Origin of the sequence: Nostoc sp. CHAB 5715 (genome assembly GCF_020829685.1) — a bacterium.
Taxonomy (GTDB): Bacteria; Cyanobacteriota; Cyanobacteriia; order Cyanobacteriales; family Nostocaceae; genus Nostoc.
Genome location: NZ_JAIVFR010000139.1, coordinates 1 through 10,393 on the forward strand (window position 1 = coordinate 1; position 10,393 = coordinate 10,393).

General features: G+C 44.6%; 5 protein-coding genes. 3 read left to right on the plus strand and 2 right to left on the minus strand.

Going from position 1 to position 10,393, the window contains the following annotated elements:
• Together LC574_RS10100 and LC574_RS10105 are read left to right on the plus strand one after the other, a co-directional pair.
• Positions 1 to 622 (plus strand): S41 family peptidase (locus LC574_RS10100; RefSeq protein WP_267871479.1); only part of this gene is annotated, 622 nt, incomplete at its 5' end.
• A 401-nt stretch (positions 623 to 1,023) separates the two neighbouring features.
• Complete coding sequence (locus tag LC574_RS10105; RefSeq protein WP_229453399.1) at positions 1,024 to 1,182, plus strand: hypothetical protein; 159 nt, start codon at positions 1,024 to 1,026, stop codon at positions 1,180 to 1,182.
• Positions 1,183 to 1,300: 118 nt separating this feature from the next.
• On the opposite strand, the gene LC574_RS10110 is transcribed toward LC574_RS10105, so the two are convergent.
• The gene (locus tag LC574_RS10110; protein ID WP_229453400.1) at positions 1,301 to 7,678 is read right to left on the minus strand and encodes an AAA family ATPase; all 6,378 of its coding nucleotides are present in this window, start codon (positions 7,676 to 7,678) and stop codon (positions 1,301 to 1,303) included.
• Between the two features lie 578 nt (positions 7,679 to 8,256).
• Between LC574_RS10110 and LC574_RS10115 the strand changes: the two genes are divergently transcribed.
• Complete coding sequence (locus LC574_RS10115) at positions 8,257 to 8,472, plus strand: hypothetical protein (RefSeq protein WP_229453401.1); 216 nt, start codon at positions 8,257 to 8,259, stop codon at positions 8,470 to 8,472.
• Between the two features lie 297 nt (positions 8,473 to 8,769).
• Here the strand turns inward: LC574_RS10115 and LC574_RS10120 are convergent.
• Positions 8,770 to 10,393: ATP-binding protein (locus LC574_RS10120; protein ID WP_229453402.1), on the minus strand; the 1,624-nt coding region annotated here is incomplete at its 5' end.

The window sequence follows — 10,393 nt, forward strand, 5'->3', positions numbered from 1 at the left end:
AGATTTGCGTGTTTCTCCTGAGGGTACGCCCATTGGCTACCTTCGGCTTACTCAATTCAATGCCAACGCCTCAACGGAATTGGCACACGCTATTTCTAGTCTAGAAAAAAAAGGCGCTGCTGCCTACATTCTAGATTTACGAAATAATCCTGGGGGGTTATTACAATCAGGAATTGAAATCGCCCGTCTATGGTTAGACTCTGGTACTATTGTCTACACTGTGAACCGACAAGGCATTCAAGGTAGTTTTGAAGCCTTTGGGCCACCCCTGACGACCGATCCTCTGGTGATTTTGGTGAATCAAGGAACTGCCAGTGCTAGTGAAATTCTTGCTGGCGCACTCCAAGATAATGGTCGTGCCCAGTTGGTAGGCGAAACCACCTTTGGAAAGGGCTTAATTCAATCTTTATTTGAATTATCAGATGGTTCGGGCTTGGCAGTCACAATTGCTAAGTATGAAACTCCTCAACACCGGGATATCAATAAATTAGGTATTAAGCCAGATCAAGTGATTTCCCAAGACCCAATTAACCGCGAACAGATTGGCACGAAAGCGGATCTGCAATATCAAGCAGCAGTGGAACTTTTGAAGAAAGACTCGGTGGTGGCGGGGAAGGTGTAAAAAGTTAGGAGTTAGGAGTAGAGACGCGATTAATCGCGTCTGTACAGGAATTAGGAGTTTGCCTTGTTCCCAGTCATAGACTGGGAATGACAGAATAATTACTAATTCATAATTAAAGAATGGCATTAAGGTGCAATATCTTGTATCAATTGACCAACAACACCATTTATTTATGGTTACTGAGCGTTTCACTGAGCGCTCACGCCGAAGTCTTGTTGAAGTATGGGGATTGTAATGCGTGAATTTTGAATACTTCGGCTACGCCCTTACTTCGACGCAGCGAGCGTACAAGTCGGCTACGCTCAGGACAAGCTCAGTACAAGTTTTGAATACTTCGGCTACGCCCTTCTCTACGAGAGGCTGCGCCAACGGCTACGCTCAGGACAAGCTCAGTACAAGTTTTGAATTCGGAGCGAAACGACGTTGCCAAATTGGGAATTTCCCGCGATTGCTTTGCCATGTTTTGCGACAATAATTTGACGGGCGATCGCTTATTTGTCGCATCAAAGTATGCTCTCGATTTTATTGCTCCCAGAATTTTTTTATTACGCTTGGATTAAGCTTTTTTCTCTCCCATGCTTGTCTTAACAGATAAATTTCCACAAAATCAAGCGATTGGCTTATAGGTTAACCCAAGGCTGGCGCAGTAAGCAGCGCGTTGAGACTTGAGCTATGGGGTTACTCAACACTCAGCACTCCTGAACGAACTGGTAATGTAATGACAAATTCTGTTCCTTGTCCCAATACAGAGGTGCAGAGAAGTTTGCCACTGTGGGTTTCTTCGATAATTTGATGAGCGATCGCAAGTCCTAATCCTGTCCCCTTACCGACAGCTTTAGTCGTAAATAAATGGTCAAAAATCTTTTCTTTTACTTCTTCAGTCATTCCCTTACCATTATCAGCAATGATAATTTTTATCCAATCTTCTTCTAGGAAAGTTGTAATTATAATTCGATTCCCCTTAAGCTGAATATCCTCAAAGCAGCGTCCATTATTCGATTCTTCTAAAGCATCAATAGCATTGGCTAAAATATTCATAAATACCTGATTTAATTGACCAGGAAAACATTCAATTTCGGGGATATTTCCATAGTTTTTGACTACTTCAATGGCAGGACGCTGTTCGTTCGCCTTCAGACAATGTTTCAAAATTAAAATCGTGCTATCAATACCTTGGTGGATGTGAAATGGCACTTTATAATCTCTATCAGCACGGGAGAAAGTGCGGAGGCTGGTGCTAATATTTTTTAATCTTTCACACGCCATAGACATAGAATCAATCATCTTAGGCAAGTCTTCTAAGCTGTAATCCAAGTCAATTTCTTCGGCATGGTCAAGAATTTTTTCATTTTTGCTGGGTAAACTTTTTTGATAAAGTCTGAGATGTTCAAAAATATCAGCAATAGTGGGTTTGGCTTGTTTGAGACTGGCAGCAATGAAACCGAGAGGATTATTCATTTCGTGAGCTACACCAGCAACTAAATTACCCAGTGCTGACATTTTTTCACTTTGGACTATTTGTAATTGGGCATTTTGTAGATCGATTAGTGCTTGTTGCAAATCAAGAGATTTTTGCTGTAAGGCAAGTTCTGATTGTTTGCGATCGCTAATATCTCGCATCACAACTACTGCACCGAGTTTGTTACCTGAAAGATCGATGATCGCTTGTCCGCTTGCTAATAAAATTCTTTTAGAACCATGCTTCGGCACAATTACCATTTCGGCATTTTCGACGATTTCCCCTTGCAAGGCGCGAAACAGAGGAATTTCCGTTTTTGATAGGGGTGTTTGACCATCCAGTTGATAGAGATCGAAGTGTTCTGTCCATTTTTCTGCTGGTAATGATTCTACTGGTAAGCCATGAAATTCACGAGTTGCTTTGTTAAATAAAGTTAATTTACCACTAGCATCGCAAACAACAATCCCATCGGTAATATTATGAATGATGGCATTCAAAAACTCTCGTTCTTTGGCTAGAGATGCTTCGGCCTGTTTGCCATTGCTAATATCAATCACCACTCCATCCCAAATGATTGAGCCATCGGCTTGTCGCTCTGGCCGAGCAGCAGATTGAATCCATTTCACGGTTCCTGAAGGCAGGATAATGCGCCATTCTTGCTCAAACGGTGTGAGATTTTCGGCAGAGTAGGCGATCGCTTGGGTAATAGCTGGTTGATCGTCAGGATGATGCATGGCGTAAAGGTTATGCGTCCCAGCCATCACTGACTCTGGCTCTAACCCATATAAATCGAAACAGCCAGAGCTAGCGTAGGGTGTTGAAGTTGAACCGTCAGCCCCCAAACGGAATTGGTACACCATACCAGGAATATTATTCGCCAAATTTTGGAAGCGGATTTCACTAGCCTGCAATTTTGCTAGAGATTGTGTTAACTGTTGAGCATAGTTTTGAGAATTTTGATAAAGTCGGGCATTTTCCAGAGAAATTGCAGCTTGAGCGCAAAGTAAGTTTAGCAGTTCGACGCGATCGCTCGTAAAGGCTTTGGTTACTAAGTTATTTTCCAGATACAAAATGCCCAGCAACTTACCTTGATGCAAAATCGGGCAACACAAGATACTTTTGGGCTGCTGTCGTTGAATATAGGGGTCATTAATTAATTGCGGATGCACTGTGGCATCAATAATCACTTTTGGTTGTAAGCTGCGTTTGACGGTATTAATTAAGCCCACTGGCACATCAACAGAGTCTTCAACAGACTGTGGGTTGAGCAACATTGGGTAAAAATCGACTTTAGCAGCCTGTTTCTGTACACTGCTCAGGGAAAGCTGTGCTAACGCCTGAATTAGCAAACGATCTGACTCCAAAAGCATGAACACACACTTATCCGCTCCGGCATTTTCAATGACGATATGCAGTAATGCTTTTAGCAGTTTTTCGAGTTCGATTTCCCCAGAAAGGGTTTGATAAGCTTTGAGAATGGCAGCTAAATCTAAAGCAACAGAGACGCTACTACTGGAAGTGGCAAAACTGGTGGAGGTAACACTTTTCAAGGGGAAGATAGTTTCGTTAGTTGAGAAGGGAGAACGGGTTTGCTCAAGGATGGGGGCGAGGAGTTGGGGATAGCGTCGTTCCAAGTCGGCGACTTTGGCTTTAGCGCCCCAACGAGCATAACCATAGTAGGCTTGAGTCATGTATTCCCCAGCTATGCGCTGTTTGCCCCAATCGAGGTAAAATTTGGCGGCTAGTTCATTGGCCAGAGCTTCTTCTTGGATGTAACCGTTTTCTTTAGCAAGAACAATGGCGCGATCGTACAAATCTATTGCCTGGGCTTTGTTGCCTTGCACTCGCTCTCGTTCCGCCTCGACTAGATGAAACTTGTGCAAGAAATTCATCGGCGCATGAGTTGCCCAGTATTTGAGTTTTTCTTGATTGGCAGCGATGCATTCCTTCATTTGCTGCTGTTCTAGGGTTGAAAGTTGCTCAAACCATGCTAATTGAGCTAAAGACTCATAGAAATGAAAGATGGGTACATATAAAAAAGCCAGGACAGCATCCAAATACTGTCTTGCCTGCCCAGCCTGTTCTACGGCTTGTTCAAACTCTGAAAATAGATAGGACACAACCAGTTTGTTAATCCACAGCAATGCTAATCCGGTGCGATCGCCTGCTGCTTCATGTAATGGAAGTTGATGCTGTTCATTGTAGGCTGCACCGCTGAACACTACTACGTTATCTGCATTGCCTATCAAATTCAGCAAAATTTGTTGACTCAACTGGCAATAGGTCAGAGTTAGATTTTGCTTGAGGTGCTTGAGTGCTTCACAATATCCGGCAACTTCCGACTCCAGTTGCGTTAAATTCTGTCCGGCAAAATAGGAGTAAAAACCGTAGTTATACGCAGAGTAGCCCGCGAAAGCCAAATCGCCTACATCTAAACAGGTACAATAGGCCATCTGCAAGGGTTGTAATGTCTCACGCAGGTGCATTTTCCAATGCCTTGTGTACAAATAGACTAGTAATAAAGTTTTCCCCTTCAATTCGGAATTTTGATAAGGGACTAGCAAATCAAGGGATAACTGACCGAATTCATAACCTAATTCAACGTTTCCGAACACACCACACATTAATATTCCATAAGAGACATAGCTAAAGGTCGAGGTTGACTCATTGCCATACACGACGGACAGATAAACCTTTTTTAAAATCACCAGTAAATACAGCAGTGGCACAGACAGATAAGCACAGGGTGCTGCCGATGTCAAAATTCGAGCTGCTGCCACGATAGTCACATCCGTTGCTTGGCTGAGGTTGAGTAACTCCCCAGGTAACCGCTCTCCAATCGCCTCTGAGACGGTACTAAAGGCAGTTGCCACGTCGTCTTGGGTAGGCGCTGCGGGCAGTTCCACTCCCAATTGCTTTAAGATGGCAAGTGCCGCCGCGATCGCTTGAGTAAAATGACCCTGAGCGGTGAATGCCTCAATCTTCACCTCATAAACGCTGATTTGATCTAATGGGGTTTTGGCGTGGTTCAGGACAAGACAGGCATTGGCTGCCATCTGCTCTAAATCACCGCTCAGATAGGCGGCTTCTGTGGCGACTTGATGGAGTGCTAGGGTCAACTCATACTGATGCTGCCAACTGTTTTGAGCGAGTAACCCAATGCCCACCTGGGCATATTTGCAGGCGCCAGTATAGGCGGTCGCCGCTTTTGCCTTGCGACTTGCCATCAGGTTGAACTGCGCGAGGGCTTGCCGTTCTGCTGATTGGGTAATCAATTCAACTGCCACATTGAGTTGACTGACGATTTCAAAAATGCGTTCTTCCCGGTTGCTTTCGGGGGTATTACTCAAGAGTAACTGTCCAATCTTCAAGTGAACGGCTTGTTTTTCATCGCTGGGAATCAGGGAGTATGCCGCTTGTTGCACCCGGTCATGTAAAAACTTATAAGTAACTGTCATTTGTTCTTGGTCATTGGTCATTTGTTTTTGATCGTCTACAAATGACATAGGCGGTTCGCCTTGCCGCAGGGTATGACTATTGACAAATGACTCCTGTTGATAAAACTTATAAACTTCACTTTGGGGTAAAATCAAACCTGACTGCAAGGCTTTCCATAAACTTGCAGCAGCTTCGATTTGGGATTGTTCAGAAACGATCGCTAACGTCGCCAAATCAAACTGATTGCCAATACAAGCTGCCAGTTTCAAAACATCTTGAGTGATATCGGGCAATTTCTGAAGCTGTTGTGCCATAAATTCCACTACATCATCGGTGAGAGCAAGCGATCGCACTTGCGCTACATCACACTGCCAAAAACCTCCCTCCCAATCAAAGGTAATCAGCCCATCCTCATGTAGCGCTTTCAAAAACTGAGTTGTGAAAAAGGGATTGCCTTTAGCTTTTTGATAAACTAACTCTGTCAACGGCAATGCTTGGCTTGTTGCACAACTGAGGGAATCGGCGATTAAATGGTTCACATCTGCTTGACTCAAGGGAAATAGAGTCAGAGTGTTGACACCAGAAGATTCCTTTTCAATTTCATCTAGCGTCAACATGAGGGGATGAGCTGCAAATACCTCGTTATCGCGGTATGCGCCAATAACGAATAGATAACCGCAATCGCTCTGGGCCATCAACAGCTTCAGCAAATTGAGCGATGCCGAATCTGCCCACTGCAAATCATCGAGAAACATCACCAACGGATGCTCTGGTGTGGTAAAGACTTGAATAAACTTTTGGAACAGCAAATTGAAACGGTTCTGTGCCGCACTGCCCGATAATTCAGCGATCGCAGGCTGTTTACCGATTATCTGCTCCAGTTCAGGAATCACCTCGATCAAGAGTTGCCCGTTCTCGCCAACTGCCGCTAAAATCTTACTCTGCCATTGCTTTAGTTGGGTATCGCTTTCACTAAGCAACTGTCCCATCAAATCACGAAAGGCTTGTACAAAAGCAGACAGAGGAATGTTGCGGTTAAATTGGTCATACTTGCCTTTGATGAAGTAGCCATTCCACCGCACAATCGGCTTATGCACTTCATTGACAACTGCGGTTTTGCCAATGCCAGAGAAACCTGCCACCAGCATCAGTTGGGAGCCACCATTGGCAACATTACCAAATGCTTCCAGTAACGTCTGTACTTCCGATTCGCGTCCGTAGAGTTTTTCTCTGATGAGAAAGCGATCGCTAATATCTCGCTGTCCCAAATCAAACCAGGTATGTTTGCCTGTTTCTCGCCACTGTTCTAAGCAAGTAACGAGGTCATGTTTAAGCCCTAGCACACTCTGATAGCGGTCTTCCGCGTTCTTCGCCATCAGTTTGCGGATAATTTCACTCAGCATCAAGGGCAAATCGGGGTTGAAATCGCTGGCGTTGGGTGGAAGTTTCGCAATGTGGTAATGCACCAACTCCATCGGTTCCTGGGATTCAAAGGGCAGTTGTCCACTCAGTAACTCAAAGAAAGTTACACCTAATGAATAGAAATCGCTGCGGTAGTCAATGCCCCTGTTCATCCGTCCGGTTTGCTCTGGCGACAGATAAGCTAGCGTTCCCTCCAGCCCGTTGGGACTTTGGATCTCCTGGGTTTCTCGTGGTAGGAGTGAGGCAATACTAAAATCAATCAGCTTAACTTGTTTGGTGTCAGGGTGAATCAGGATGTTGGCTGGTTTAATGTCTTTGTGAATGACCCGCTGTTGATGCAACCGATGTAAAATGTCTAGCAGTTGCAGAACAATGGGTAAAAATTGCTCTAATGTCAGTGTTTTTCCTTGAGTAAATTCCCGCAAGGAAATGCCACCAAAGTCCTCCATTACCAGGGCATAGCCATTGTGATAGGCTTCCAGGCTGTAGGGTTTGATAATGCCAGGAATATCTAGATTTTTAGCGATCGCATATTGGTTGCGAAACTGTACTAATTCGTTAAAAGTTGGGTATTCTTGTTTTAAGAGCTTGATGACAACTGGTAGGCGTTGGCGAAGCCCACCGAAGGTATCGCATTCTCGTACTGCCCGATACACTTGAGTACGAGAACCTGAATAAAGTTGCTCTATGATTTGGTATCCAGCGATCCTTATAATTCCATCAACTTTTGCGCTCATAAATTTTTACGAAAATCTCTGTATACTAGCGTTATGATTCCCAAGACAATATCTTAGTTAACAAACGTTAGAAAATTTGCATTGGGCATTGGGCATTGGGCATTGGGCATTGGGCATTGGGCAGGAGATAGGAGCAAAGCCGGAGATGCTCCGCCTCCGGGCAGTTCGAGCTTACGGAACCCACGTTTAAAAACATGGGATTGGATCTTGGACGCAATGCAAATTGCGCTATGCGTCTCGATACAATTCTTCTTTTAAACTGGGCAATGACCCAGAACTAAAGTTTTTATTCATACTTCTTTCCGTAAGCTCGAACTGCCCGACGCTCGCGGACTCGCTTGCCGCCGGCGCTATCTGCCTCCTGCCTTCTTTGTAATAAACCTACACCTGTCAGGCAGGGGGAGAAGAAATCGGATAGTCGTATTGGATACAGGAATTGAGTAATTTAATTTTTGTCAGTCCCTAAAGTGGGGCGTTACAGATCATAGTGCGTCTAAAAAAGTTAAACAAACATATTGATATATCAATGCATTTGCTATACATTTTTTATGTAAGTTTTAATTTTACAGGTTTAAGGAATGGCTATTAAAATTTTAGAATTAAGTACTCTGACGGAGCTTAGTAAAGAAGAAGAAAGGTGTAAAGGAGGTATTGGAGAGACCGTTCCTACCGTACCCAAAACCGAGGATGCTGGGACACACCCTAAATCTTCCTTAATAACTGTTTTACCAAAACCAATTGTTGTGCCAAAACCAATTGTTGTGCCAACACCAACTGTTGTGGAGACAACCTAAGTATAAACTGCTACTAGTAATTTTTTAAGATAGAAAGTAGCTATTGTTCCTACGTTTAACTAGGTGGCATTGAAACAAAAACCGGAGAAGACAGGTAACTTTTCCGGCTTTTTTGCTTGTATTTAGTACATTTTCCGCTAATACAAATTTTCTGCTTTAGTTGTGGCTCTCAACCTACAACTAAAGTTTTTAGGACTTACGCAAGATAATTAAGAAAAGCCTGAAACAACCCATTTTCGTTAATTCACATCACGATGCATTTGTAAAGTGCGTAAGTCTTAATTTTTCTTAAACTATTCAAGTACGTCCGGTGAGATTGGCAACTACAGCTGCTAACTCGGCCGAATTGACTGGCTTGGGGACATGGAGTTGAAAGCCTGCTAACAGCGCTTGCGTGCGGTCTTCGGCCCTAGCATAGGCTGTCAGCGCCACTGCTGGAATCCGCCCACCTTGGTCTGTTGGTAGCGCCCTGACTTGACGAATTAGTGTGTAGCCGTCTTCTTGTGGCATACCAATATCACTTACCAGTATATGGGGGCGAAATTCTTGCAGGGCAAGCAGTGCATCACTTGCAGATGGAGCAGCCATGACTTGGGCCCCATACTGTCCCAGAATCGTGGTGAGCAAATGACGCGCGTCTGCCTCATCATCAACAATCAGCACCCGCAAGCCATCTAGGTTTGGCAGGTAATTATTAACCCCTTGGGTATCTCCAACAGATGAAAGTTGCTCTGCGGTATTAGTCTCTACATAAACGGCTTTCATTGGCAGATTGACAATGAATGTTGCGCCCAGGCCAATTCCTGGACTTTCGGCAGAGACTGTGCCGCCGTGTAATTCTACCAAGTGGCGGACGATCGCTAACCCTAATCCTAGTCCACCATGCGATCGCGTGATCGAACTGTCTTCTTGACGGAAACGTTCAAATACATGGGACAGGAATTCGGCAGCAATTCCTACTCCTGTATCGCTCACCCGAATTTGCACGCAAGATTCAATGCGCTCCAATTGCACATCAACTCTTCCCCCCTTGGGTGTAAACTTAACGGCGTTGGAGAGCAAATTCCACACAACCTGTTGCAAGCGGTTGGCATCACCCACAACTACCCCTACTTCCGGCTCAAATTTACAGTTGATGCTAATCTCTTTGGCCCGGGCTGCTGGGTACACAGTATCGATTGCTGCCTCTACAAGTGGTGCAAGTTTTACCCGATGAATATTTAGATGGAGTGTCCCTCTAATAATCCGCGAGACATCTAAGACATCTTCGATTAGTTGAGCTAGGGATCTGGTGTTACGCTCAATTGTCTCTAGCGCTCGGCTAGTAGTAGTTTCATCAAACCTGCGATTCCTAAGTAGCTGCGTCCAGCCCAATATGGCGTTTAAGGGTGTGCGGAGTTCGTGGGAGAGTGTGGCGAGAAATTCATCTTTGATGCGGTTTGCAGCTTCGGCATCGGCGCGTGCAGCTTGTTCGCGCTCAAGCAATTGTTCGCGTTCTTGCTCTGCTTGCTTGCGATCGGTAATGTCAATCATGAATCCATGTAATAGCTGCGGCCCATTCTCATCCCGCACCACATTAACAATGTCATACAACCATACGACTCTGCCATCAGCAGCCAACATTCTGTATTCAAATTCGTAATTATTCAGTGAGAAAGAAGATTCTAGGCAATACTCGATAGCCCACTCCCGATCTTCTGGATGCATGTGTTTTGCCCAGAAATCATCGGTGTACCAGTCTGACAATGGATAGCCAAGAATCTCAACGGTTTGGGGCCCTACATAAGTAAAATTTCCGGTGGTAGCATTTACCTCCCATGGAATCACTCGGGCTTTTGCTGTGAGTGTCTTTAACCGTTTTTCGCTCTGTTTGAGTGCTGCTGATGGCCGAGTCGTATGGTTGTATGACATTGTTACTGTG

What these genes read in the sequence shown, in the direction of transcription:
- LC574_RS10115 (WP_229453401.1), top strand. Translation starts at nt 8,257, where the DNA reads ATGGCTATTAAAATTTTAGAATTAAGTACTCTGACGGAGCTTAGTAAA.
- LC574_RS10110 (WP_229453400.1), bottom strand. Translation starts at nt 7,678, where the DNA reads ATGAGCGCAAAAGTTGATGGAATTATAAGGATCGCTGGATACCAAATC.